Genomic DNA, 24848 nt, shown 5'->3' on the forward strand with positions numbered 1-24848 from the left:
TGCTTACTTAAATGACTTAATTGGTAAGCGAAGAAATACTTTAGTATAAATACTCATCGCAAAAGTGACACGCTCCCAAACATCAGCGTATCCAACAACAACTCGATAGCCTCGAAAACCAGTATGATGTGTTAAGCGAAAAGATAGCTGCTTTACGAGAAGATTCAGCGATCGAATCCGACACTGCTCAAAAGTTTAAGCTAGAAAGACAAATTGAGAAAGCTGAATCAGAAAGAACGCAACTCGATGGGCAAATTGAGGATTTGGAGAAGAAGCTTAAGGCTGACTAGAAATTATTGATTTAACTACATTTAATCAAAAAATCATGACTGAAGTTGGTGACGTGCCTTCGATGCTTGAAGCTTTTTCCAGGCTGCTTCCAACCCAGGTGGTGGTGGCAGGGTAGCAATGCGGGCCACGATCTCGCGATTTTGTTCTTCGTAGTATTGCCGAAGTTCCTCAGTTTCCTTAAGAACAACTTGGTATTCAGCCTCAAATTCAGCCCAATTTGTATCTATTTAGGAGAGGGCTGCATTAATTTGATCCTCTGTCAAATCAAACAGGGCTCGAATAAATTTAGGGGGATATTTACGGTTACGTAGTCCCTCACGTCGTAGAGAGTGATGCGCGTACCTGCGATCGTCAATCCACGCTCTGTACGGATAATAGCCGGCGGCTTATTAGATACTAAGCTCATACTCACAGCCAGTTGCTAACTTATCTTGATGTTACCTCAAACTGAGTCGATTTAACAACATTCATTCCCGCCGCCGCAAATCTTTGAAAAGCTGCATCTGCTTGTTCCGTAAAATCCACAACACCGGGAACAACCACAGGCGAAGTGCAATCTTCCAGCAAATAAACCTTCTTTGCCCAATTCGGATCTCGCGCCAAAATTTCCGTTAACAAATCATCAATTGTCCAAGCAACGCAGTGACTTTTGGCTTGTCCCGCAATAATTACTGCATCAAAATCGAGCAATTTATCAATAAACTTAGCATTCTTTTCCGCAATCGGATTGCCGTCGAATCCATCTAAAACTTCCGGCCGCAAAACCGAATAGTTTTCTGTCAGTGGATTCCCGCCTTTGATTTCAAAAAGTGCTTGGCTGTTGCGGGCTATAGTATGAAAAAATACTGCTTCTTCCACCGCAGAAACCAGGGCGTGTCCGATGCCGCCCAGCATCGAGTGATAGGGCCAAATTGTCAGGGGATATTTCCCATCGTCGCTGAGTTGTTTGACGTAGTGGCAAGCCTGTTTTTCTAGTGCTGAAAGATTGCCGCAGCTGATGCTGTCGGCGACGGCTGGATTGACTTTCCATATGCCTTTTTGGACATCTTCGAGTGTAATAGAAGTTGCCGCTGGTAGGGGGTGTTCGCCTGCTTCGTCGATCCAAAAAATTGGATGAAAAATTTGCAGGGCGGTGTGGGTGTCCATTGTCGGTGCAATGGTGGTAATTGCATTTAAATTGCGATAGATGAATTCGCACAGCCGCAGGTTATCATCAACTGCACCGCTACCGGAACGCCCCCCGACAAATAATTCAAATTCGGGCAAACAAAAGGTATTTTGGGCATCGATTATCATCAAACAAATGCGGTTTGTGTCCCTTGCGGCTGGCTGGATGTTGTGCTGTTTGGCCCAATCTTTCGCTTGGGCGGCGCGTTCTCGGTAGGGGACTCGCCAGACTTCGCCTACTTTTTTCGGGTCGAAATGTTCGGGGGTTGGGAGTTGGGCTTTTGGTGTCATGACCTATCGCTTGTAGGGTAGTTTACAGTAATAATTTAAGTTTGCAGTATAATGCTGATAAATATTTGCGGGTGAATCATGGCTAAAGAACGAATCCAAGATTATGCTAGGGTAAAATTTAAACGCATAGTGTTGTTTTTTTCAATCGCACTTTTACTCGCTCTCTTAATTGTAGCAACTAGATCTGCCTACGTTCAAGATGTTTTGAGAACTCTGTTAATGCGGATCGAAGATTTAGGCTGGTGGGGGCCAGTGGCTTTTGTAGCTATTTACAACTTGGCTACTGTGCTGTTTGTACCGGGTTCGGTACTGACGCTGGGAGGGGGGGCGATTTTTGGTTTGTGGTGGGGTTCTGTTTACGTTTTTGCGGCGTCAACTTTAGGTGCTGTATTTGCTTTTGCGATCGGGCGCTATTTGTGCCGCGATCGCGTGGTAAAATATATGGAATCTCACCCCAAGTTTAAAGCTCTGGATCGCGCAGTTTCCCAACAAGGATTAAAAATAGTTTTTTTGGCTCGTCTTTGTCCTTTATTTCCTTTCAATTTATTGAATTACGCTCTGGGAATTACTCAGGTTTCTTTGAAAGATTACGTGCTGGGTTCCTTGGGCATGATACCGGGTACAATTATGTACGTTTACTCCGGTTCTTTGGTGGGTAATATTGCGGCGATAGGCCCGATATGTCAGTCAACAAATCCCCAAACAGAAGCAGCAAAATGGTCGCTCAATATCCTCGGTTTTCTGGCTACTTTTGCGGTAACTGTTTTTCTCACTAGGATAGCCAGCAAAGCTTTGGAAGAAAGTATTTAATTAGGAGGATTTGCGAATGCCGGAGTCAAAAGTCGATCGCGTAACTGTCCCCCCGATGGACGAACACAACCAGAAATTAGTCTCCTATTTGCATCCGCCCGATTGGGTAAACCCGCAGCCCGCTAGCAGTTATAATTTAGTAGTAATTGGTGCTGGCCCCGCCGGATTAATTGTGGCTGCGGGTGCGGCAGGTTTGGGCGCGAAAGTTGCTTTGATTGAAAAACATTTAATGGGCGGCGACTGTTTGAATGTCGGTTGCGTGCCGTCAAAAACGCTGATTCGTTCGTCTCGTATTGTCGGCGATATCTGGGAAGCAAATAAATTTGGTGTTAACGTTTCTAACGGTGCAGAAGTTGATTTTGCTGCTGTGATGGAACGGCTGCGCCGCATCAGGGCGGAAATCAGCGATGTTGATTCTGTTCAACGCTACCAGCACAAATTAGGAGTTGATGTTTTTTTAGGTTCCGGTCGTTTTACTAGCAATAATACAGTAGAAGTTGCAGGTCAAACTCTCCGCTTTAAAAAAGCAGTAATTGCCACAGGTGCAAGGGCGCTACAACCGCAAATTCCCGGCTTGCAGGAAGCTGGATATCTGACAAATGAAACGGTTTTTAACCTCACACAAAGACCTCACCGTTTGGCAGTAATTGGCGCAGGGCCGATCGGCTGCGAATTGGCTCAAGCATTCCGCAGGCTGGGTTCGGAAGTCGTATTGCTGCACAAAAATGCTCAGATTTTAGACAAAGAAGATGCGGATGGTGCTAAAATCGTGCAGCAGGCTTTTGTACGCGAAGAAATTAAACTAATACTAGAATCCCAAATAGAGCGCGTTGAGAAAACAAATGCAGGCAGAGTAATTTATTATAAATCTCAAGGTAAGGAAGCATCGGTAACAGTAGATGAAATTATTGTTAGTATAGGGCGATCGCCCAACGTGGAAGGGTTGAATCTGGAGGCGATCGGTGTCGAATACGATACACAAACAGGCGTCTTTGTCAACGATTATTTGCAAACTACTAATCCCCGCATTTATGCCGCCGGCGATATTTGCATGAAACATAAATTTACTCACGCTGCTGATTTTGCCGCGAGAATGGTAATTCAAAACACTCTATTTTTCGGACGCAAAAAGCTCAGCGCTTTGACGATACCTTGGTGTACTTACACAAACCCGGAAATTGCGCGCGTCGGATTGGGCGATCGCGAGTTGCAAGCCGCAGGGATTGATATCGATACGTTTTTGATTCCTTTCGATAAAGTCGATCGGGCAATTATTGACGGCGAAGAGGAAGGATTTGTGAAAATTCACGTCAAAAAAGGCAGCGATAAAATATTAGGTGCAACTATTGTAGCGCCACACGCTGGGGATATGATCGGCCAGATTACTTTGGCAATGGTTAACAATATTGGTTTGGGAAAGATTGCTAGCACAATTCAACCGTATCCGACACAAGCTGAGGCAATTCGCAAAGCCGGAGATGCTTACAATCGCACTCGTTTGACTCCCTTTGTGAAGAATTTGTTTAATAAATGGCTGGCTTGGACGCGATAAATAATATCCAATCCGGTCGATCGCACGCGATATCTGTAGGACACGGCAATGCCGTGTCCCTACCCGTAACCCGTTCATTAACCGCATTTGGGATAATTTGAGACAATTTGGGTATTTCAAAAATCCCCTTCATCTACTTGAAATACAGTCATTCCCAACGACCGCCACATATCAACAACTTGCTGGCGATCGTCCAACACAAACTTAACATTATATTTTCCTTCAATATGTCGCCGATAGAACTCCTCTTTAATAATCGAATCCTTCCTCATATCTCCGGTTTTCCGCATATAAAGACTGGCATAATTGACCTCGTACTGCTGCAACCATTTTTTAGTTTGAGGCTGACAGTCATCTGTTCGGCCCGACACTACAATGATATTAACGCTAGACTGCCACTTGCGAACGGTATCTAAAACTGGCTGATTTGGCAAATCGCGATCGCACGTAGAAGCATCAAAAGGATTTCTGCCGTTGAGAAGTGCCAGGGTACCGTCCATATCGACAATAATTGCATCCGGCAAATCCGGGTTATATTCCGGCAGCGCAACCGGAACACGAACGTACTTATTGTACATCTTCATAATCACATCTTTGCCCACCGAATTAAGTCTTTTCAAATCCCGTTTAATACATTCCTCTACCGGAACTTGGAGAAAAGAATCATTAACTTCCACAACAGCTTTACCTTTAACCAACTCCTTGATATGCTCGATGTGAGGGCCAAAATTAGTATCATCAACAATGACGTGTTTGCCACTTTCCAAAGCCATCAAAATAATCGTATCTCTCAATTTCACAATAAACTTTTCATTGGCCGGCGACCAATGAGAAGCGTGAGCCATTTCTCTGAGCAAATCTTTATTGCTACGCACCCACTTTGCAGGTTCAGACAGCAGCAATTCCCTAGCAAATTGAGATTTTCCCGAAGCAGGCAAACCAACAAGTACAATAACTCTTTTCATGGTAAGTAGAAGGAAGTTCGGCAACGGATTCTGTAACGGATGTAACGGATGTAACGGATGTCAGGAAGAAGGAAGAAGGAATAATGCTCATACAGCAAGCTTTTTAGCCACCTGTATCTTAGGTTTAATTAGGTGCATTGACTTCTTTATTCTGTCACCTAAATATAATGTTAATCTTCGTTCGTAGTGAGGATGTTAGTCCTCCTTCAAGAAACGACTGTAGTCGTTACTACAAACCTAGATGGAGGTAATCTAAACCCAATAGCTCCTCTATTTTATGGATTGTAACATCACGGAGAGCTTCTTTCACTCCCGCAACTCTTCGGGCCCGCAAAGAAAACAAAATGCCGGAATACGGCAAATCTTTCACAGCTAATGCAAAATCTTTCTGAAGTTCGATATGTTCGTGCTGTCGGTAAGCTTCCTCGATTTCTTCAACCAAAGATTGATATTTGTTCTTAACTTTTTGATACAACTCACTCCACTCAGGAAAATAAGCTAAAAACTCTTCTCCTTCATTAGTTAAAACAATTTCTATCAGGCGGCGGGTCGAAAACCCTTCGCGCAGATGGGAAATCGCGACATATTGCGGAGACTTAACTTTAACTCTGTTGAAGTTAGCGTCGCAGATAATATACCCTTCCGAATCCATCGGATCTAAATGTTGAGCCGCTTCGATAACTTCTTTCCAGCTAGTTAAAGGATAGGATGCGACCAATTCCCATCCGTATTTATTTGCCCAAAGACTCGGGTCTGTTTCTACTAGCGTTTGAGTGTTGCGAACCCCGTGCAGCACGATTTGATTGTTTTTTGGCTGGACAACTATTCTATTGTAAGGCGTGATCAATTCAAAGATAAAACACTGGTCGGTTTCTTCCGGCAATTGATATCCCAATTCTTGCCAGACTTTCCAAAAAAGTTCGGCAAAGCTGAACCCAAAACCATTAACTTCGCCGGCGGCGTCGGGAGTGCCGCTAGATTGCACTCTCCATTCTCCCTTGTAAAAATACAGTACAGTCAGAGAACCGTCTAGTTTTTCATAAACTTTGGCATTTCTCCAATCAATTGCAGCGGCGTGAATTTCTCCGTAATTAAAAAATTTGTCGTAGGGATAAGAAACTATCTGCCAATCTTGAGATGAATCTAAAATAATGCCTCGGCACTGCTGGACTATTTTTTCGCCCAGGGGAGATTCTATCTGCGAGTATTTCAGACAGACTAGATCGGGATATTGGCGGTGGCGGGTAACTTTGATATGATAAGTTTCGGACAAGGTTTCCAATCCGTGCTGGCGTAAATAATCTTGCAGTTCCACGATCGACTCCTAAATTGCTCGCCTTCTCTATATTATATATGACTTCATATTCTGCCAACCTTGTCAAGATAGTCAAAAAACATTTTTCCCGGAAAAGCGAGTCTTAATTTGGTATTTTGAATTATGGTTGTACATACGTGAATGCGGTTCGCCGCCCAACTAAACTATTGGAATATTAAGGGAAAAGACCGTGAAGAATAAATTATTACTTTTGGCTACTTCTGCTTGTGTATTGACGGCTTTAGTACCTCCCTCGGTTGTTTTTGGATCTTCGCAATTGTCGCAGCGACAATCGGGAACAACACAAATTGCTCAAGGAGGCACTGCGTTTCCGGTAAAGGAAATTTTGCCAAAGTTAAAAGGCAAAACGCAAGTGCCTATTTTTATTCCCAGCAGGATTCCGGTTCCGCAAAAAATGTACTATCCCACTACAGCAGAAGCAAACAGCTATAGTATTTCAATCGAGTATAAACCAGATTGCGGTGGTACGACTGTTTGCACTTTTGGGTCAATTCAAGGTCAAAAAGGCGGGGAGTTTACTACAAAACTAGAAGGGGTAACTAAGACGTTAAAAAATGTCAAGCTTGCGGGCGGAGTGAAAGGAGTTTTTCATAACGGTTGCGGGGCTTACTGCACAGCAACTCTTCAGTGGAAAACTCAGGGTTTTATGTATACCGTAGCCATTAAGAACGGACGAGAATCTGATTTAATTTTAATAGGAAATTCTGCTATTCAAGCTGGGAAGCGTTAAGTTTAGCAGTCGGGGAGGCACAACTTCTATATGTAGGGTGCGTAAGGGCGCACCTTACCGTTATTGTATGATATATCTTAACTCGCACTCGCCCCTTACAAGATGCTATTGTTTTTTTTGCGCTGACCTACTTAGGGGGAAATCAGGATGAGGGGAAGATGGCTATTTGCGGCGATTTTTGCTTGTGTGGTGACTGCTTTTACGATTCCCTTCGGGATAGCTTCGCTTCACGCACCTTTGACACCAAACTCAGCGTTAGCAAGGACTGAACTCCCGATTACAGAGATCCGCTGGTTTAATTATTCCCCTGAAGATAGCTGGCAACCGATACAATTTATTGTGCCCGATCGCAACACTGCAAAATCTGCCGGCAGCCGCAAGTTGCGGTTGTACGATGTTCATATTGCCAAGATGTTTGAGATTTCTCATTTTCTGTGCAATCGCGATCGTGCTTCTGAAGGTTACAATTGGTCTTATCAAGCGGAAAATGGCAGTATTGAGATGGGACGCTTCAAAATTAGCTGCAATCTCGCCCGTTCCATAGCTCCAGCTTACGGCTTAGGGAAACCAGAAATTACAGTGATTCGCCGCCACTTCAACCTGAACAACGGCCGCCCTTCTATTGCGGTAGAGAAATATTCGATTCCCACTTTTAACATTGCTAAAAATAGAGTTGTGCAGTGGAGGGATTTTGTGCAAAAGTTTCCCCCAATCCCCGATAAGTCAGCAAACCAAGCTAACAGTATTTTTCCTGCGAGTAACATTTCTAGGCAAATCAAAGGCAAAACGCGAGTGCCTGTTTTTCTTCCGAGCATACTTCCTTTATCTAACACTCAGCAAGTTGATTTTGACGTGCAAGCAGGTTCCCACGGTTACATTGTGGAAATGTATTTAGGCAAAGGATGCCGCGCCGGAGCCTGTTATTTCGGCACCATCGAAGCTAAAAGAAATGAACCGTTTTCGCCTCCTTCGCAATTACCGCAGGATACTTACAGAAGCATTGAATTGGCCGGCGGCATCAGGGGGATTTATTTCAATAATTGCGGTGCTTACTGCACTGCTTTTGTTGAGTGGCAAAGGCTGGGGGTGTTATACCGAGTCACAAGGAAAAACGCACGGCAGCAAGAAGTTGTCCAGATAGCAAATTCTGCACTTCAAGCAGGACAGCGTTAAATTTTGGTTAGAAATGGAAAAGGTACGCGCCAGCGAAGCTATCTTCCCGCAGCGGTTCCTGAAGAGTAGGGAATCGCCCTTTGGTCACCGAAGCTGCTACAAATAAATCCGATCGCCCTTTTCCCCTCGCCACTACATTTCTCTCTCCAAATCTCGCAACCTTTGAGCTAATTCTTGCGAGCTGCTGCTGAGCTAACTCGTCATGCCAACCAGGTTCATCGGGTTCGACCCTAGGTAAATCTTACATCGCCGGTCACCTTTGCTTCGGAATGTCGATCGCCCCCGCGCCAGCGACGGGCAATGCTGGATGGGAAACATCATCAAGGCTCACTGCTACTGACGGTCAAAACCTGGTATTTCTATTTTATCGCCCGAATTGTCCCAACCAGCAATTAAAGTCCCCACCTGCGGTACGCTAGATCAGGTGAATATATTGGCTGATTTCAAGCTATCCTCCGATCGATCTTATGTCCCCAACCACATCTGCCCCTTCCCGAACCGTTCGCATCGGTTCCCGCAAAAGCCAACTCGCTCTCGTGCAAACGCACTGGGTGCAAGAACAGCTACAGAAACACTTCCCGGAACACACTTTTGAAGTCCACACCATGTCAACCCAAGGGGACATAATTCTTGATGTCGCCCTCGCTAAAATTGGCGATAAAGGACTTTTCACCAAAGAATTAGAAACGGGGATGATTAACAATGAAACGGACTTTGCCGTTCATTCCCTCAAAGATTTGCCTACCAATTTGCCTGAAGGTTTAATTTTAGGATGCGTCACCGAACGGGAAAATCCCGCTGACGCCTTGGTAGTTCACTCCAAGCACAAAGACAAGCAACTCGACACCCTCCCAGAAGGTGCAGTAATCGGCACTTCTTCCCTGCGGCGGCTAGCTCAACTGCGGCACCATTTCCCTCATTTTGAATTTAAAGATATTCGCGGCAATCTCAATACTAGACTCGCTAAATTAGATGAGGGCGGTTACGACGCGATTATTTTAGCAGTTGCCGGATTGGAAAGATTGGGAATGGGCGATCGCATCCACCAAATTATCCCTGCTGAAATCTCCCTTCACGCCGTCGGACAAGGTGCTTTGGGCATCGAATGCCGCGCTGGAGATACAGAAATCATGGCAGTGATTAAAGCTCTCGAACACTCGGAAACTGCCCAAAGATGTTATGCCGAACGCGCATTTCTGCGGGAATTAGAAGGTGGCTGTCAAGTGCCGATCGGCGTCAATACCAAAATAGAAAACGGTCAATTAACCTTAACCGGAATGGTATCGAGTCTCGACGGCAAGCGGTTCGTCAAAGATACTGTTTCCGGCGCCGCCGAGACTGCGGAAATGCTGGGAATTGACCTCGCTCACCGACTGCGCCAACAGGGTGCTAGTGCAATTTTGGAGGAAATATTTGTCCAAGTTCAACGTGGTTCCTAAAACCGCTCCGCATCTCTTTGTCAATGCTTTTAGACGTGATATATCGCCTTTTGTAAAATAAAAATAACAGGCGGTTTGCTTTGGCAAAACAGGTAGAGGAGCAGTCTGGTTGTAGATTTTTGATGGGATTTTAGGTAGGACTTGCGCGATAGATTTCAAAAATATCTGACTAATTTAGGACGCTCCGCACGGGTGTTAAGCAACCCGGTTTCTGATGTAAGTCTCGCTGTATAGCCCAAGATTTATGGTAAAAACCGGTTTTTTTTCGTAAGTCGTATAATTCTTAACCTACCCATCCACAATCTACAATCAAACATCCAAAATTAATCAGCAATTTATTTCAGGTAAAGGCCCAATATGAGCGCTAGAGAAATTCAATTAAAGCTGGAATTGAAAAAGGTTCAGCAACTGTATAGCAAAATGCAGGCCGACCAACAAGCTTTGCAGAAGCAATTGAAAGAGTTCAAAACTCAAGCAGGAAATTTGTCGGATGTAGTCGAGCAAGTCTTGCCGTCGATAGTGTCAATTTACGTCATGGATTGGGATACAGAAGAAGAGATTTCTTCTGGAAGCGGGTTCTTTGTATCGCCGGACATAATTGTCACGAACTATCACGTTGTAGAAGATATTGCCGATCAAGATTACTTCTATGAAGAAGATGAAATCGAACAGGTTTTAGTCGAAACTCACGACGGAAAATTGAGATTGGCCGAGGTGGTGTTTACTGGTAATGCTGAAGAAGATTTAGCATTACTCTTAATTAGCGATTTTACCTTCGACCCGAAAACAGGGGAACAAGTGGATTCTCCCCAAGAATATCCTCCCCTAGAGTTGTCTTTTGATGTGAAAGTGGGAGATAGAGTAATTGCTGTGGGCAATCCTTTGGGGCAGTTTGCTTCAACTGTAACTCAAGGTATTGTGAGTGCAATTCGCGAACCCGAGGAATATGAAGAAAGCGACGACGAAGATGATGTTGCTGAGGTGAAGGTGTTGCAAACTGATGCGGCGATTAATCCGGGCAATTCGGGCGGGCCGCTGATTAATATGGCAGGTCAAGTGGTTGGGGTGAATACGTGGGGATGGGAAGATGCTGATAATATTAATTTGGCGATCGCCTCTGAAGCTTTGGATGATTTTCTAGCGGGATTTGAGGAGACTTTTGAGGACAATTCTCAGAATTAGTCGGGAGTTATCCGGAGAGCATCTCATATTTGTAAAAACATTTCTTGTGGCTCCTTCCTTCTTCTTCTTTCCTCCTGTCTCCTGCCTCAAAACTGCAATTTCTAGCTTGGCTGCTTTCATTGAGATGCTCCCGTTGTCCGTAATATGTGATTCGGGCGTTGGCGAGGCCCTCGAAGAGGATCGCTCTTTTTCTCAGAGGGGATGAAAAAGGCGATCGCTATTTCCTTAATTACATACTGAGGGCTTTGCGTGCAGTTTTACTAATGCGTAAAGGTGAGCAGACTGCATACAATTTTTGATGTTTACCGTCCCTCAGAAAGTGACAGATAAATTTGATTAGATCGTGAAAATTCTCGCGGGAGGAGAGTACGGGCGATCGCTCTTTTTGTCACCGCACAGCGACGTGGATGGAAAAAGGGCGATCGCATTCTTGAATAAACTGCGATCGCTACAGCAACTCAGATTTATACTTGTTTTTGGACGGCGCGTTAATATTGTGTCGCTCGCCATTTAAACTTAATCTAGACTAACAATTTCAAGGAACACAAAAAAATAATGCGTATTTTATTTGTATCCGCCGAAGCAGCACCTCTCGCCAAAGTCGGCGGTATGGGCGATGTCGTCGGCGCTTTGCCTAAATTTCTGCGGCGCATGGGACACGATGTCCGCATCTTCATGCCCTACTACGGTTTTATCCCCGACAAAATGGACGTTCCCAAAAAACCTGTTTGGGATGGGGCTGCCATGTTCCAAAGCTTCTCGGTGTTTGAAACTGTTTTGCCGGGAACCGATGTACCTTTATACTTAATGCAACATCCATCTTTCTTGCCGCGCCGCGTTTACGGCGGTTTAGATGAAGATTGGAGGTTCACTTTCTTTGCCAATGCTGCGGCTGAATTTGCCTGGAATCATTGGAAGCCCCAAATTATCCACTGTCACGACTGGCATACGGGGATGATACCTGTTTGGATGAGCCACGATCCTGATATCAGCACAGTTTTTACTATTCACAATTTAGCTTATCAAGGGCCGTGGCGCTGGCGTTTGGAGCAGATGACTTGGTGTCCTTGGTATATGCAAGGTCACAATACCATGGCTGCCGCAGTACAGTTTGCCGATCGAGTAAATACAGTTTCCCCGACTTACGCCGAACAAATCAAAACCCCAGCTTATGGGGAAAATTTGGAAGGTTTGCTGTCTTACATCGGCGGTAAAGTATCGGGCATTTTGAACGGAATTGATACAGAATCTTACAACCCCGCCACTGACAAGTACCTCCATCAACAATTTAGTGTTGATACTATTGAAAAGCGCCCCGCTAATAAAATTGCGCTGCAAGAAGAAGTCGGTTTGGAAGTGAATAAAAATGCTTTTTTGATCGGCATGGTGACGCGGCTGGTAGAACAGAAGGGATTGGATTTGATAATTCAAATGCTCGATCTGTTCATGGCCTATACCGACGCTCAATTTATTGTACTCGGAACGGGCGATCGCTACTACGAAACCCAACTCTGGCAAATGACAGCCCGCTATCCCGGCCGGATGTCCACCCAACTACTTTACAACGAGGCCCTCTCCCGGCGCGTTTACGCAGGCTGCGACAGCTTCCTGATGCCCAGCCGTTTCGAGCCCTGCGGCATCAGCCAAATGCTCGCCCTCCGCTACGGGTGCGTGCCAATGGTTCGCCGCACCGGCGGTTTAGTCGATACCGTTTCTCATAACAACCCGATCGACAATACTGGTACAGGTTACTGTTTCGATCGCTACGAGCCCCTCGATTTGTTCACCTGCATGATCAGAACTTGGGAAGGTTTCCGCTACAAAGATAAGTGGAGAGAACTGCAACAGCGCGGCATGAGAGAAGATTTTAGCTGGGATATTTCGGCCCGGAAATACATCAACTTGTACAGCGATATTTTGGGACTGCCACCCGAAGAAACCGCTCCGCAACAAGAGCCGGAATTGAGCGTTGGCAAGGGTTAATTTTAGTAAGGTGCGTCAGTCGGTGTTTGATTCAAATGAATCGAAGGGCGATCGGCTGACACAGCTTACAGCTTAGTAAGGTGCATCAGTCGGTGTTTAATTCAATTTAATCGATCGACTGACTACTGACAAATTAATCAACAAATAAATCGAGAGGTAAATGACCGTAAGTTCCGCTAACTCCACCTTCTGAGGAAGATTGGCACGACACCAAAACGCCCCGGTAAGTTCCGGGATAGCCGTCAACATAATACGAACCCTTCAAAGTATTGAACTTAATATAAACCGAACCAGCAAAGGTCGAGACAGCATTGGGATCTAAAACAACTTGATATCCCAAAGCTTTTAAATAAGCTTCTAAAGCTAAAAATCCCTCATCCGTCGAAGAAGCGCACACTCCCAACATTTGATAATCCGACAAACTTGCTACCAGCAAAATCGCTTGACGGAGTGCCTTTTTTTCGAGGGGCGATGCTACAGATTGCATATCCAGACAAGTGAAATCTTTGAGGATTTGCTGTGCTTCTTCAACAGTTAGAGTAGTCGGGTTGTGAGTAGACATGAATTGCTCTGATATTTCCCAAAATTACGATCGACCATCGGGCACTCGTCAACGAATTTCTGTCATTGCAACCCTCAATCGACGGCGGTAACACTTGCACAAGTCCTGATTATAGCCCATTGTGTACTCTGGCAATCAATTCGGGCGATCGTCTTGGAGGGCTTGGCCAACGCCGGAATCGCACAAAAAAGCTAGTAGTTTTTACCCCCCTTTTCAAGTTTAGATCAGTCCGCGTTTTTTCAGCTTTGCTAGCGCATCTTCTGCTGCATTTTTCTCAGCATCTTTTTTGCTTTTGCCTTTACCTTCTCCATAAAGTTTCTCTGCAACATAAACTTTAGCGAGAAATTCCGGCTTGTGGGGTGTGCCTCCTGCTTGAACTGTCACGTATTTCGGGGGAGTCGTGTCACCATTGGCCTGTACCCATTCTTGAAAGCGATTTTTCGAGTCTACAGTCGATCTAGTTTCCACCACATTTTCGGGAACAGAATCAAACATTTGTTGCACAAAGTTGCGAACTTTGTCCATGTCTTGCGTGTCGAGATAGTAAGCGCCAATAAATGCTTCAAAAGTGCTGCTGAGCAAATTTGGATTAGTAATCCCACCTTCTCGATAAGCTCCTTTTCCGAGCCGCATTTTTAAGTCTAAACCTATTTCAGTAGCAAATCGGGCTAATTGTTTTTCATCTACTAATGCAGAACGTCGGCGAGTCAGTTGGTCTTCTCCCATTTCTGGATGACGCTGATAGAGATATTCGCCGCTGAGAAAAGTCAGCAAAGCATCGCCGAGAAATTCTAAGCGTTCGTTGTCTTCTTCGCGGAATGTGGGGTTTTCGTTGACGTAGGAACGGTGGGTGAGCGCTTGGCGCAGCAGTTTTTCATTTTTGAATTCGGGAAGGGTAATTTTGAGTTCTTGTGTTGAATTAGTTAATGGCATAGGAGTTTGGTAATGGTTATTGTTTGTAGACTTTTTTGTTGTTATGTGGACATGAAAGAGCCGCCGATAGCGGTAGGTTGGGAGAATCTAGTTTATCAAATAAACTGGATTTTTGCTATCGGCGGTTAAATGAATTTTAACAGATATTTGGCGGTTATACTATTAGTCCGTTAGTCCGTCAGTCCGCCAGGGGTTAAAACCCCTGCCTCATAGCTAAAGTCCTCTAAAGAGGACTAAAGATTGTGTTTTTCTAACTGTCAGTCAGTCGGTTAAAACCGACTTTAGCTATTAGACAGGGAATTCATTCCCTGGCGGACTGTGTTGCTTCAAGCAGATAAGTTATCTGCTTCTCTTGATAACTTTTTTTGATTTTCAAGTGGCGGTTTCAATCCTGCACACAAACTAGACAATTCGTCTACATCATGAAAGTTAGCCTCACCAACAAGGTTAATCAGTTTTTGGCTTGCACTCTTGCGCCGTGCAAAAACGATGACTCTTATACCCAAAGCATTCAAAACGGTGATTAAACCTGCAAAGTCTCGATCTGCTAAGCCTAGGACAATTATGTCAGGAGAAGGCTTAGTTGCAACTCGTTTGATACAGTCAAACACCAATTGTTTATCTGCACTATTTTTGCCTGAATCGGGAACATCAACGCCAATAAAACCCAGCTTTTCGAGCCGAATTTGGTCGTTAACTTGATTTTTGTGCTGCGAGTTATAGTAATTTTTCGGTGGTTCTAAACGCCCTTTTGATTTGGCAAAAGTGACCAATAATTCAGCTTGCTTTTGGTTTAAGTGGACACCCTGAGAATCCAACAACATGGCAACTAGCTGAGACTGGGTTTGTTGTTTGCCTGTGGTTCGATGATTGTCCGTCATTTGATTATGTCCTATAAAGAGGTTGACTCGACAGCCTCGACATATCGCGCATCTAGCATAAATGGAACGTTATCTGTGAATTTGCTCAAAAATGAACATCTCGGCACAGGACAATCTGTTACAACAAAACACTATAATTTTGTAGGGATTTGATTAGCGTCTTAGCTACAGGGTTTACAGAACTGGAACGAGCTTTGTAGCAGCCCGTTGAAGGGAAATGGAACTCAATAATGTTTCGATTTTCTCAAGCTTGTATGAACTTGTTAAAACGACATTAGACCTTCTTTCCGCTCAACGGGGTGCTAGAAACTTGTCCCAGTTTTATAAACCGTGTAGCTAAGACGACTCAATCAACATTCCTTCATTTTGAATGTGATATTTAGTTTTAGCTGCATTTTTAACCTAGCCTTCTAATTATTGGATGTCAAGTATTAACTCAAACTAATTTTTTTACATCCTTATACATCTCACCAAGGTTGTGGCTAACTTGACACCGAGCGCCCTGATACACTTTACCCGATCGCCCGTCCCCACATCAAAAACCCTCTCCTCCTCCCCCCGCGAACCCCTCTCCCTGCGGGCCCATCCCGCTTATCTCCGGCATTTGAACAGTAAATGTAAAAATATGTTGCAAACTTTGTACGGTTGTGTTAAGTTTAGTTACATAAGGTTGAAATTAAACGAGGTTTCTGGTCATGGAAAACAAAGACGCAAAGTTGGGCTTTACTGAGTTCGCTGAAACCTGGAACGGCCGTTTGGCAATGTTGGGCTTCGTTATCGGCTTAGCTACCGAATTCCTCACCGGTCAAGGCATTCTCTCTCAAATCGGTTTGATGTAATCAGCTTAACTGCATACAAGAGCTGAAATTCAGGCGATCGACCCCTTCACAAGTGCAAAAGCCCCCCCGCTAATAAGTCCCCTTCACTTCACACGGAAGGGGGCTTTTGCATTTTTTCTCAAACAATCCAACAGATGGCACAATCAAAAATCTTTTCCGTCTCCATATTTATCGCGAGACTAACTCCAGTAAACTAAGCAATTCCTACTGAATCCAACATTCTCAATTTAGGAGTCAAACCAGGAAGCTTTACCAAAGCGTCTCGTTTGTGAACCCCCGCACTGTTATTACCTAAAATCATCTCCGACAGATCCGGCATTTCTTGCCAGCAGTGCGAGCAGAACCAATAAACGCGATTGTGGCGAGCGTGGCGGAGTAATTTAGAGGAGCAACAAGGGCAACTATTCATGATATTTTAAACCTTCTTTCAGATAATGCAGCGATAACCGAATCATTACAAAGATTGACCAATGCCGGCGCATCTCAACTTCTGACACAACAATAAAAAATCTCTTTCACTCACAACTTTGAGCGTCTCGCAAGTAGAACTTTTGGAGTCCCAACAGCAACACAACAATCAGAAGCTGAACGCTCCAAGGAGCCCAAGAGAAACCCCAAATAAAACAACCCAGTCCGGCCCAAGCCACAAGAACAAAAATATCTTGAGAGGTTTGCCAGTAAATCCAGACTGCTGCCAGAGAAACTATTAGTAGCAAAATGTAAGCTGAGGGCATAGTCGTCTTCTCCCAAGGTGTCTGCCAACAGTCAGGAGCGATCCCTGACGTTCTGTTTTAACTTAAAACTAAAACCTGAAGAACTTATGAAGACGAGTGGGTTGTCACAAAAAGTAAAATACTCCTGCCAGCTTATATTTGTCCGAGAAATCTACAGGAATATTCAGTTCATGGCTGAGGTCGAATTCGGTTAAATGAAGGCACTACCCATAGGGACTTAGACATTCCTAATTGGTATCAATTTCACCCCAAGACCGACAAGGTTGAAACTGATACCGGACTGATGTTTTTAGTCTTAAGCTGACAGGACGAAAGGTACGGCGCCTAAGTCGCTACATATATCCTGTCCGATCGACCCGATTCGATCGCTCGGCGCCATACCAAAGAAACCAAGTTTTTTTAACTCTCTTTGCCTGCAAAACTACTGGTTGAAAAGCTGCACAAATCAATGCGCGCGATCGATCTATTCTTGCTCCCAGCCCAAAGCCTCAGCGACCTGAGCCGCCAAAAACATCGGTTCAAAAGGCTTAGCAATCACGCTCACCACCCCCAAATCCGCGAACATCCGCCTGTCCCCAGCCAGAGCCTTAGCTGTCAATAAAATTACCGGAATGTGCTGCGTAGCCTTATTAGCTTGTAACTGTAGAAAAGTAGTAGGCCCGTCTTGGTCGGGCATCATCACGTCCAATAGAATAGCATCAGGCTGTTCGGCAAGAGCCTTAGCAACCCCCTCGCGGCCCGAACTCGCTGTCAGGACTTCCCAGCCCCCCACCAGTTCAAGACTGACTTGAGCTACTTCCCGAATATCTTCCGCATCGTCAATAACCAAGATGCGCTTGGCAGTCAAAATTAACATTTTTTTAGAAATGAGAACTGATCACAGATTAGAGGCGAAATGTGAATATTTTGTAAAGCAAATTATTTTAGCCGATCGGACTTTACAGTAAATTTTCAAAACTGTATAGCAGATGTTGAAGAAAGAAGCAAGAAGGAAGACCGAAGTTGCAATCGAGCGGCAGGATTTCAACTAAGAACATCCTACCTAACCGTCTGGCGCGGTTGCTGTAAAACATCCCACCCAGAAAAAGCCGCTTTTTGACCTCAAATCGCGCTTTTTGCCTGCTGTCCCCAAACAGCAGAAAAGGCTGAGATTGTTTGTCGATGACTCGATCGAACAATCTGCACAAAATCAGTAACTTTGGGTACACCTGGGTAGAAATTAACTTTCAGTTGCAAGCCCCTCCCTGAGAAGTGGCAGACTTAAGAAAAAAGTGCTGCCCTCCCCCAAAACGCTCTCCACCCACATCCGCCCCCCGTGCTGCTGCACGATACTGCGACAAATAGCCAGCCCCAAACCAGTACCTCCCTTCTGGCGAGAATCAGAAGCATCAACCTGTTGAAAGCGTTCAAAGACCATCTCCAGTTTGTCTGGCGGAATACCCCGCCCTTGGTCTTTCACAGCAATCACGATGTACCACGAGCTCGGAACTAGCAAGTGCGGAGGCGCGGTGGTAGGCTCAGGAGACAACAAAGACGGAGACGACACCGACTTGTGCCCTGCTTTTTCTGCCAAATCCAGATTGTGGGTCAACTCCCCGCTCAGCCAAACCGTAGCGCCGGAAGGAGAAAATTTTATTGCATTACTGAGTAAATTTGTCAAGGCTTGAATTAGCCGATCGGGAACAGCTTGCAATTGCGCCCCCACAGGCTTCACCGACAGAGTAACTCCCGCCTGCTGAGCCATTCCCTGCATCTCGTCAGCCGCCTGCAACATCAGCTCAGCCACATTGCAAGTTTGTTTGACGGCAGTGCTGTAACTTGACTCCATCCGCTCTAAATCTAGGATGTCGTTGACCAAGCGCACCAAACGGTCAGTGTTAGTGACAGCAATCTCCAGCATCCGCTTGGCTTTCTGGGGGTAAGCGTCCAGCAGGCCGCTGTTGAGGAGGCCGAGAGCGCCGTGAATCGAGGTCATGGGCGTCCGCAGTTCGTGGCTGACAACAGAGATGAATTCATCTTTCATGCGCTCGACGGCAAGCCGCTCCGTGATATCTTTAAAAGTCACCACAGCTCCAATAATTTCGCCTTCTTCTCGCATCGGAGCCACAACGTACTCAACCGGAAAACTGCTGCCGTCTCGCCGCCAAAAAACCTCATCGGTGACGCGCCGCGCCTCTCCGTCTTCCAAGGTGGCTAAAATTTGAGAACTTACCCGGTTCGGCAGCAGTTTGCCCGCCTGCTGTGCGGCGCAGTGTGGGACAAGTTCAGAGCCTGAATTGATGTCTGTTGCAGGTGAGAGTCGCTGGATCGGCTTTGAGGATTCTTCCTGTACACGGTGTAAGCTTTCATAGAGTGGTCGATCGATCAATTGCTTCGATTCGCACCCAGCCATTCTCACCGCCGCAGGATTGACAAAAGTTACTTTTCCCTCTTTGTTCAACCCGCAAATTCCTTCTCCTGCGGAGAACAAAATCATTTCTGTTTGGTGGCGGAGTTGTTCAAAGGCTTTTTCGACTCGCTTGCTGTCGCTGATGTCGCGAGAGATTGTCGAAACCCCCGTTACCGCTCCAGTGGCGTCTTTAATCGGAGAAATCGTCAGGGACACATCTATCTGTTGACCGTCTTTCCGCAAGTGCACGGTTTCGTAATGGTCGATGCTGGCTCCCGCCCTAATATTTTCCAATATTTGAGGCATTTCCTTGGGGCGTTCGGGTATGGCTAAAATCTCGATCGACTGCCCCTTGATTTCCGAGGCACAGTAGCCGTAAATCTTCTCTGCTCCTGCGTTCCAGCTCTGAATTGTCCCGGCGAGGGTTTTGCCTACGATGCCGTCGTCGGAAGACTCGACAATCGACGCCAAGCGCACGAGTTCGTCTCTAGTTTGCTTGTGTTCGGTAATGTCCCGACCCAAAATCACTATACTTTTGCGTCTGCCGTCGGGGTGAAATACAGGTACTTTAATCACATCGTAGATTTTCACAGTACCGTTTGAGCGGGGAATCACTTCTTCCCCCCTAGAAAGCTCACCTTTTTCCCACGCTTCTCGATCGCTCACCTCGCACGCCTGTAGCGCCTCGCGGTAAAAAATGCTGAGTTCTCCTAGCTGAGAATCTTTGAGGCCGCGGTAGTCTATCTTTTCTAGCTCGAACACTTCCAATAGGGCTTGATTTGCCTCCTGCCACCTGCCCTCGCCATCTTTGAAGCAGACAATATCTGGCATGGCATTGATCAGCGAGTCAAGATAGGAGTTTTCTCGCAGTGCAGTTTCTAGCTCCGCCCGCTTGGCGATTTCCCGTTGCAGGTTTTCGTTTGCCGTTTGCAGCGAGTCCTTTAACAAACTTTCTGTAAAAGTTCTTTCTTTAATTACTTCCTGAAGTCTGTGGAGTTCTAGCGACAGCCGCCTGCGGGCCAACAAATTTTCTACCCGCAAGTGCAGTTGGGTGGGTTCGACGGGACTTACTATCAAATCGTCTATTCTGCGTTCGAGTTGTTTTGCCTGCTGCGAAAAGGGCTGCTCAAAAACAGCAGGCGTTTGGGATTTACTAACAAGCAAAAACGGTAAAAATATCGGCTCGGCGGCAGCTTTCAATGATTCTACCAGCGGCCCAATGCGATCGAAATTTGCCTCGTCGAGAATGCACAAGTCAAAAGCGATTTGGGGAAAGGGAAATTCGGAGTTTGGATCTAAACCGCGATCGAGTGCGATCACCTCATGCTCGGTGTTGAGGTTGGCGATCGGCAAATTAAGTTGTTGGTGGCGATCGACCAAGAGTAAAATGCGGCTCATTAGTGTGTTAATTTCCCCATGACTAATGATATGATGTACGGTAAATTAACCATTATACGGTTTGTAGTGAGGACTTCAGTCCTCTTGTTTATGAGGACTGAAGTCCTCACTACAAACAAATTTTATAGCCCTATATCGACCGGACGATATCGAAAGTATCAAGGCATTAGGCAGCCAGAGTAGAAGTCTCTATGCAATAAAATTTGATAATTATTTAATTGTTTGTTACTTCAAAAAATGACTGATGACTGTTGACTAATTCAGTGAGGGGGGCGGGTTTATATGTATTTGGGTTTGCTGTTCTATTTTGTTTGTTAAACCCGCCCCTACAGACTAATGACTAAAGACTGATGACTAATGACTTTTTACGGCATTCCGATCTCAATTAAAGCATCTTCCGGCATACAGCTAGAGTAACAATCCCCTTCCGATAAAACCGCAATCAGCCTCACCTGCCAGTCTGGCATAATCTGCAAATCAGCCCAGGGCACTGCTACCTCCAAACATTTATCCACTCCCACTTGGGCCCTGCTGATGCGAGGCTGCCACTCATCGCCCTCTCCTGCTTCCTGAAACCAAATTGATTTCGTCAGCAAATTAATCTCTAACTGATGGTGGAATCGATAGTTTAGCGGTGCTTGGTCAGGCAAACCCGACAGCGGAATCAGACTGTTGTTCATCGTGCGATCGGGATAAAACCAGAACAAATTTAACTGCTGCGGGCAATCAATTCCCGGCCGCACCCCTACCTTGAAGTCGGCACGAATGTAAAAATTCAAGTGGTCAACCCCGTACCAAAGGCGCTGAATTGCCGAACTCCGGTGCATCGTACCCCTTGCTCCCCCAACTTCAATCCGGCCGGCTTTGTCCCAATCCTGTTCGTTGCCGATACCGTCAATCACCGGGTGAATAAAGCTCAGCGGCAGGTGGTCGCCTTGAACCTCGTGGACCTCTACTTGCCGTCGCACTTCCGAGGGTACGGGCTCGCCGAGAGCTTCGTAAATCGCCGCTACGTGTTCCCGAAATAGCTGGTCGAACATGGCATCTTGGTTCGACGTGTGGCCTTCGCCAAACCACCAGAACCAGTCGGAACCTTCGGCAGCGTAAAGCGCTTCCCAAGCTTCTGGGTTGCTTTCTTCTGTGGCCTCTGGATGGTTTGCCAGCATTTGTCTCGCGGGCCCTAACAAGTCCCAAGCACGGTTTTTCGCGGGATCGCCGATCCAAGTTGTGAGGGAACCGTCTACCCAAGAACCGGTGTGCAGTTGGGCTGCGGGAATTGTTTCGGTTGCTGGGAATTTGTCGAGAAATTCCGAGACTGTGACTAATTTTATATCTGGATTATCGCTGAGAGTTTGATAGAGGGATTCTAAGAACGGTTTGCCGTCTTCGGGATAGAATTCCCAGCAATTTTCGCCGTCTAGGGCGATCGTAACTAACCAGGGATTTTCTAAAGCGGTTTGGCCGTCGGACTGTCGGTGTTTGAGAGTTCTGCCGATCGCTTCTAAGTGTCCCACTAAATCTGATGCTGCTTTTTCCGGCTCCATCGAACCGTAGGTAAACCCGATCAAGTCGGACAATCTGTGGTCTCTAAATACTATAGCTAAATCACCGTCAGGAGTTTCTAAACGGTAAGGGCGATATAAGAATTCTGGTTCGTAGACATTCCCTGTCGCGTCGCGGTTGAAAAAGTGTTTAATTGTCCACCCCAATACTGCTTCGTCCGAGACTATCCATTTAAAGCCTTGTTTGGCAATGTAGGGCAAAATTTCCGGGCTGACTGCTTGTTCCGACGGCCACAAACCGCGCGGTTGGCACTCAAACCGGTCTTGATACATTTCCCAGGCTTTTCTCAGGTGTCGGGGAATATCTTCTTCCCACTGAAACCTGTGTTGTGGCAGCGTCATGTTTGGAATGGCTATGCGGCCGCCATTAGTGTCGGCAAGCAGCGGTAAAATCGGGTGTGTGTAGGGGGTTGTGGAGACTTCCAACTGTCCCTCAGCTTGCATTTTACGGTGCTGGGGAATGATGCGAGCGAGGATTTCTTTTTGTTTTGAGTAGATGTTTTTTCTGTCTACCAAACTAAAATTTTGTCCTTGTTTCAGCCACCCTGCAATCTCGGGGTCGTCCCAAAACAGCGGGTCAATCCAAGCTAAATTGTGCCAGGCCAGCAAGTCGCTAAAATCCTGCAATTTCCAGTTTTCCAAACACCACTGAATGCCTTTTTCCTGCCGCTGAGTGTAGAGTTGAGCGTAGCGGGGGTGTGGCTGAATCAGGGTGTGGTAATTGGCGTCAAAGAAGTGTTGTAAAATGAACTCTTGTTCTTCGATATTTAAAGTTTCTGCTGGCTTTAATGTCACCGCCAAGTAAGGGTCTAATGCTCTGTCTGCGATGCAGTCTTCTATCTGCAAAATCAAGGAGGGAACCAAGTTTACGGTTTGATGCAGGTTGGGATATTTTGCCAGCATTAGCACTAAATCCAAGTAGTCTTTGACTCCGTGCAAGCGCACCCAAGGCAGTCGGTACTGGGCTGCTCCTGCGCTACCTGATACTCGGGATTTGTAGAGCGGTTGGTGTTGGTGCCAAATGAAGGCTACATAAAGGGGGTGAGACATTGAATTTGGTAATTGGTAATTGGTAATTGAATTTGGTAATTGGTAATTGGTAATTGGTAATTAAATTTGGTAATTGGTAATTGGCAATTAAATGTTGGTAATTGGTAACAGTCAACAGTCAACTGTCAACCGTCAACTGGTAATTGGTAACAGTCAACAGTCAACAGTCAACTGTCAAACGTCAACCGTCAACTGCCAACTGCCAATTGCCCACTGACTAATTACATTACCTGTTCGACTTCGGCAATTTCTGGGATAGCCTCGCGCAGGCGACGTTCAATGCCCATTCTCAGAGTCATTGTGGAACTCGGGCAAGAGCCACAAGCTCCTTGCAGTCTCAGGTGTACCACTGGCCCGTCAATTTCTACGAGTTCGACGTTGCCACCGTCGGATATCAGGTAGGGGCGCATTTCATCGAGAACTGTTTCGACGTTATCTCTGGTTAGTGCTAGTGTCATATTTCGCCTCTGTGATGATTTCTTGCAGTTGATGAAAGTTCGATTTGACTCAAGTACAGCATTCTCAACCCGCGCGGATTTAAGAAACCGGGTTTTTTGATAAAATACTTAGGCACTCAGGTGAGCCCGCGGCAGGAAACCCGGTTTCTGTCACGCTGATGCTCGATCTGAGTTCGCTCTCTCGTTCGATCGTAGCGTTACTTGCTGCCAAATCAAGTTGATTCTGATACGTTATCCAAAAAAACCCGTTTTATTTAAGAAATTGGGTTTTCGATCGCGCTACACTACTGCTGGTTCTAGCAGTTTGACGTTGGAGTAGTTGAACTCGGTTGTTGTCTGTTGACCTTTTTCTTTGGCTCGAACCACTTGCTTGGTCATGACATAATAGTCGCCTATCTTGTCAAAGGTATCTTCAAATTCGAGTTCTTTGATGATTTCGTCGGTTTGGGGGTTGCGGAAAACGGCATCGTAGTGGGTTGCCAAAGAACCTTCGGGTGTCTCTAAGCTTTTGTGCGTGTCAATTACGAAAGCCATGCGGCCCATCACCCGGCTGACTTGACAAATTGAGAGACCTCGGATTTTATAATTCGAGCCCATTGAGTCGCCTTGCACCAAGATGTCCACAGCGTCGGTGCTGTCCTTCTCGCCCAGGGTAAAGCTATTTTTGCCGTGAGATTTTTCAAATGTCGAGCGTTTGCGGTGGGTGACAATATCGCGCATTTGAGTGTAGACGCTTTGCTGCACTTCCTCATCTTGAATGCCGCTGACTTCCACGCTCATGTCGGGTTTGATGGAAACATGACCCGTATATACTTCGTCGCCCTGTTTGAGTTCAATATCCGCACTGTAACCGGGAAAATTGGCATCCCAGGTATAGCGGTGTTCGTAAGCAGCGCGAAACAAATCGCGAGCGTTGGCTTGCTCTGTCATAAATCCCTCTTTCTCTTGACACCCATCTAGTTTAGCTTAACCGCGAGAAGCCCCACATTCACTGGGTAGGGGAGTTACCCGCACTCCTGGCGAGCACTTGTTGGCGGTGCTGCTGGGCTGGCAATTAGGGCGCAACAATAATTTACTTTCTCTATCGGTTGCTATGATTTGAAAATAAAGTCACAAAATGCCT

At 45.9% G+C, this 24848-nt stretch carries 24 protein-coding genes; 10 read left to right on the forward strand and 14 right to left on the reverse strand.

What is annotated here, in order from left to right; genetic code table 11:
* The first annotated feature begins 89 nt into the window (after positions 1–89).
* Positions 90–290, forward strand: coding sequence for a hypothetical protein (locus QUA62_RS22885; protein ID WP_333407021.1), 201 nt, complete (start codon positions 90–92; stop codon positions 288–290).
* 260 nt (positions 291–550) lie between these two features.
* Here the strand turns inward: QUA62_RS22885 and QUA62_RS22890 are convergent, their stop codons facing one another.
* Together QUA62_RS22890 and QUA62_RS22895 are read right to left on the reverse strand one after the other, a co-directional pair.
* Entirely contained in the window at positions 551–697 is a 147-nt protein-coding gene (locus QUA62_RS22890) for a hypothetical protein (RefSeq protein WP_333406990.1), read from the reverse strand.
* Positions 698–717: 20 nt separating this feature from the next.
* Positions 718–1749 carry an isochorismatase gene (locus QUA62_RS22895; protein ID WP_333406991.1) on the reverse strand — a complete coding sequence of 344 codons (1032 nt, stop codon included), beginning with the start codon at positions 1747–1749 and terminating at the stop codon, positions 718–720.
* A gap of 78 nt (positions 1750–1827) precedes the next feature.
* Between QUA62_RS22895 and QUA62_RS22900 the strand changes: the two genes are divergently transcribed.
* A complete protein-coding gene (locus QUA62_RS22900) occupies positions 1828–2559 on the forward strand; it encodes a TVP38/TMEM64 family protein (protein ID WP_333406992.1) in 732 nt (243 codons plus the stop codon).
* A 16-nt stretch (positions 2560–2575) separates the two neighbouring features.
* On the forward strand, positions 2576–4111 hold the full coding sequence (locus tag QUA62_RS22905) for a mercuric reductase (RefSeq protein WP_333406993.1): 1536 nt from the start codon (positions 2576–2578) through the stop codon (positions 4109–4111).
* Between the two features lie 116 nt (positions 4112–4227).
* Here QUA62_RS22905 and QUA62_RS22910 read toward each other — a convergent pair whose 3' ends face one another.
* Together QUA62_RS22910 and QUA62_RS22915 are read right to left on the reverse strand one after the other, a co-directional pair.
* Positions 4228–5076: a phosphatase domain-containing protein gene (locus QUA62_RS22910; protein ID WP_333406994.1), complete on the reverse strand. Its 849-nt coding sequence runs from the start codon at positions 5074–5076 to the stop codon at positions 4228–4230.
* 229 nt (positions 5077–5305) lie between these two features.
* Positions 5306–6391: a T4 RnlA family RNA ligase gene (locus tag QUA62_RS22915; protein ID WP_333406995.1), complete on the reverse strand. Its 1086-nt coding sequence runs from the start codon at positions 6389–6391 to the stop codon at positions 5306–5308.
* Positions 6392–6581: 190 nt separating this feature from the next.
* On the opposite strand from QUA62_RS22915, the gene QUA62_RS22920 reads away from it, so the two are divergent.
* The 6 genes from QUA62_RS22920 (at position 6582) to glgA (ending at position 12919) form a co-directional block, all read left to right on the forward strand.
* On the forward strand, positions 6582–7142 hold the full coding sequence (locus QUA62_RS22920; RefSeq protein ID WP_333406996.1) for a hypothetical protein: 561 nt from the start codon (positions 6582–6584) through the stop codon (positions 7140–7142).
* Positions 7143–7289: 147 nt separating this feature from the next.
* On the forward strand, positions 7290–8315 hold the full coding sequence (locus tag QUA62_RS22925; RefSeq protein WP_333406997.1) for a hypothetical protein: 1026 nt from the start codon (positions 7290–7292) through the stop codon (positions 8313–8315).
* Positions 8316–8782: 467 nt separating this feature from the next.
* Entirely contained in the window at positions 8783–9754 is a 972-nt protein-coding gene (hemC, locus tag QUA62_RS22930) for a hydroxymethylbilane synthase (protein WP_333406998.1), read from the forward strand.
* 357 nt (positions 9755–10111) lie between these two features.
* Positions 10112–10936, forward strand: a complete 825-nt coding sequence (locus QUA62_RS22935) for a trypsin-like peptidase domain-containing protein (RefSeq protein ID WP_333406999.1) — start codon at positions 10112–10114, stop codon at positions 10934–10936.
* A 343-nt stretch (positions 10937–11279) separates the two neighbouring features.
* Positions 11280–11450: a hypothetical protein gene (locus QUA62_RS22940; protein WP_158307965.1), complete on the forward strand. Its 171-nt coding sequence runs from the start codon at positions 11280–11282 to the stop codon at positions 11448–11450.
* Between the two features lie 41 nt (positions 11451–11491).
* A complete protein-coding gene (glgA, locus tag QUA62_RS22945; RefSeq protein ID WP_333407000.1) occupies positions 11492–12919 on the forward strand; it encodes a glycogen synthase GlgA in 1428 nt (475 codons plus the stop codon).
* Between the two features lie 133 nt (positions 12920–13052).
* Here the strand turns inward: glgA and QUA62_RS22950 are convergent, their stop codons facing one another.
* The 3 genes from QUA62_RS22950 to QUA62_RS22960 form a co-directional block, all read right to left on the reverse strand.
* Entirely contained in the window at positions 13053–13481 is a 429-nt protein-coding gene (locus QUA62_RS22950) for a DUF1824 family protein (RefSeq protein ID WP_333407001.1), read from the reverse strand.
* A 219-nt stretch (positions 13482–13700) separates the two neighbouring features.
* Positions 13701–14414 carry a ribonuclease III gene (gene rnc / locus QUA62_RS22955; RefSeq protein ID WP_190655554.1) on the reverse strand — a complete coding sequence of 238 codons (714 nt, stop codon included), beginning with the start codon at positions 14412–14414 and terminating at the stop codon, positions 13701–13703.
* Between the two features lie 326 nt (positions 14415–14740).
* On the reverse strand, positions 14741–15295 hold the full coding sequence (locus QUA62_RS22960) for an NYN domain-containing protein (protein ID WP_333407002.1): 555 nt from the start codon (positions 15293–15295) through the stop codon (positions 14741–14743).
* 695 nt (positions 15296–15990) lie between these two features.
* Here QUA62_RS22960 and QUA62_RS22965 point away from each other — a divergent pair.
* Positions 15991–16134, forward strand: coding sequence for a chlorophyll a/b-binding protein (locus tag QUA62_RS22965; RefSeq protein WP_006632525.1), 144 nt, complete (start codon positions 15991–15993; stop codon positions 16132–16134).
* A gap of 193 nt (positions 16135–16327) precedes the next feature.
* On the opposite strand, the gene QUA62_RS22970 is transcribed toward QUA62_RS22965, so the two are convergent.
* From QUA62_RS22970 to QUA62_RS23000, 7 genes are all read right to left on the reverse strand, one after another.
* Entirely contained in the window at positions 16328–16543 is a 216-nt protein-coding gene (locus QUA62_RS22970; RefSeq protein ID WP_333214914.1) for a hypothetical protein, read from the reverse strand.
* A 106-nt stretch (positions 16544–16649) separates the two neighbouring features.
* Positions 16650–16868, reverse strand: a complete 219-nt coding sequence (locus QUA62_RS22975; RefSeq protein WP_333285760.1) for a hypothetical protein — start codon at positions 16866–16868, stop codon at positions 16650–16652.
* A 463-nt stretch (positions 16869–17331) separates the two neighbouring features.
* Positions 17332–17724, reverse strand: coding sequence for a response regulator (locus tag QUA62_RS22980; RefSeq protein ID WP_190655560.1), 393 nt, complete (start codon positions 17722–17724; stop codon positions 17332–17334).
* 363 nt (positions 17725–18087) lie between these two features.
* On the reverse strand, positions 18088–20655 hold the full coding sequence (locus QUA62_RS22985; protein WP_333407003.1) for a PAS domain S-box protein: 2568 nt from the start codon (positions 20653–20655) through the stop codon (positions 18088–18090).
* 365 nt (positions 20656–21020) lie between these two features.
* Positions 21021–23267: a glycoside hydrolase gene (locus QUA62_RS22990; protein ID WP_333407004.1), complete on the reverse strand. Its 2247-nt coding sequence runs from the start codon at positions 23265–23267 to the stop codon at positions 21021–21023.
* Positions 23268–23488: 221 nt separating this feature from the next.
* Positions 23489–23725, reverse strand: a complete 237-nt coding sequence (locus tag QUA62_RS22995) for a NifU family protein (RefSeq protein ID WP_006632519.1) — start codon at positions 23723–23725, stop codon at positions 23489–23491.
* Positions 23726–24004: 279 nt separating this feature from the next.
* Positions 24005–24655: a DUF3386 domain-containing protein gene (locus tag QUA62_RS23000; RefSeq protein WP_006632518.1), complete on the reverse strand. Its 651-nt coding sequence runs from the start codon at positions 24653–24655 to the stop codon at positions 24005–24007.
* Positions 24656–24848 lie beyond the last annotated feature (193 nt).

The sequence above is a fragment of the Microcoleus sp. MON1_C1 genome (genome assembly GCF_036701945.1).
GTDB lineage: Bacteria > Cyanobacteriota > Cyanobacteriia > Cyanobacteriales > Microcoleaceae > Microcoleus.

What these genes read in the sequence shown, in the direction of transcription:
- QUA62_RS22890 (WP_333406990.1), bottom strand. Translation starts at nt 697, where the DNA reads ATGAGCTTAGTATCTAATAAGCCGCCGGCTATTATCCGTACAGAGCGT.
- QUA62_RS22895 (WP_333406991.1), bottom strand. Translation starts at nt 1,749, where the DNA reads ATGACACCAAAAGCCCAACTCCCAACCCCCGAACATTTCGACCCGAAA.
- QUA62_RS22900 (WP_333406992.1), top strand. Translation starts at nt 1,828, where the DNA reads ATGGCTAAAGAACGAATCCAAGATTATGCTAGGGTAAAATTTAAACGC.
- QUA62_RS22905 (WP_333406993.1), top strand. Translation starts at nt 2,576, where the DNA reads ATGCCGGAGTCAAAAGTCGATCGCGTAACTGTCCCCCCGATGGACGAA.
- QUA62_RS22910 (WP_333406994.1), bottom strand. Translation starts at nt 5,076, where the DNA reads ATGAAAAGAGTTATTGTACTTGTTGGTTTGCCTGCTTCGGGAAAATCT.
- QUA62_RS22925 (WP_333406997.1), top strand. Translation starts at nt 7,290, where the DNA reads ATGAGGGGAAGATGGCTATTTGCGGCGATTTTTGCTTGTGTGGTGACT.
- hemC (WP_333406998.1), top strand. Translation starts at nt 8,783, where the DNA reads ATGTCCCCAACCACATCTGCCCCTTCCCGAACCGTTCGCATCGGTTCC.
- QUA62_RS22935 (WP_333406999.1), top strand. Translation starts at nt 10,112, where the DNA reads ATGAGCGCTAGAGAAATTCAATTAAAGCTGGAATTGAAAAAGGTTCAG.
- glgA (WP_333407000.1), top strand. Translation starts at nt 11,492, where the DNA reads ATGCGTATTTTATTTGTATCCGCCGAAGCAGCACCTCTCGCCAAAGTC.
- QUA62_RS22950 (WP_333407001.1), bottom strand. Translation starts at nt 13,481, where the DNA reads ATGTCTACTCACAACCCGACTACTCTAACTGTTGAAGAAGCACAGCAA.
- rnc (WP_190655554.1), bottom strand. Translation starts at nt 14,414, where the DNA reads ATGCCATTAACTAATTCAACACAAGAACTCAAAATTACCCTTCCCGAA.
- QUA62_RS22960 (WP_333407002.1), bottom strand. Translation starts at nt 15,295, where the DNA reads ATGACGGACAATCATCGAACCACAGGCAAACAACAAACCCAGTCTCAG.
- QUA62_RS22965 (WP_006632525.1), top strand. Translation starts at nt 15,991, where the DNA reads ATGGAAAACAAAGACGCAAAGTTGGGCTTTACTGAGTTCGCTGAAACC.
- QUA62_RS22970 (WP_333214914.1), bottom strand. Translation starts at nt 16,543, where the DNA reads ATGAATAGTTGCCCTTGTTGCTCCTCTAAATTACTCCGCCACGCTCGC.
- QUA62_RS22975 (WP_333285760.1), bottom strand. Translation starts at nt 16,868, where the DNA reads ATGCCCTCAGCTTACATTTTGCTACTAATAGTTTCTCTGGCAGCAGTC.
- QUA62_RS22980 (WP_190655560.1), bottom strand. Translation starts at nt 17,724, where the DNA reads ATGTTAATTTTGACTGCCAAGCGCATCTTGGTTATTGACGATGCGGAA.
- QUA62_RS22985 (WP_333407003.1), bottom strand. Translation starts at nt 20,655, where the DNA reads ATGAGCCGCATTTTACTCTTGGTCGATCGCCACCAACAACTTAATTTG.
- QUA62_RS22990 (WP_333407004.1), bottom strand. Translation starts at nt 23,267, where the DNA reads ATGTCTCACCCCCTTTATGTAGCCTTCATTTGGCACCAACACCAACCG.
- QUA62_RS22995 (WP_006632519.1), bottom strand. Translation starts at nt 23,725, where the DNA reads ATGACACTAGCACTAACCAGAGATAACGTCGAAACAGTTCTCGATGAA.
- QUA62_RS23000 (WP_006632518.1), bottom strand. Translation starts at nt 24,655, where the DNA reads ATGACAGAGCAAGCCAACGCTCGCGATTTGTTTCGCGCTGCTTACGAA.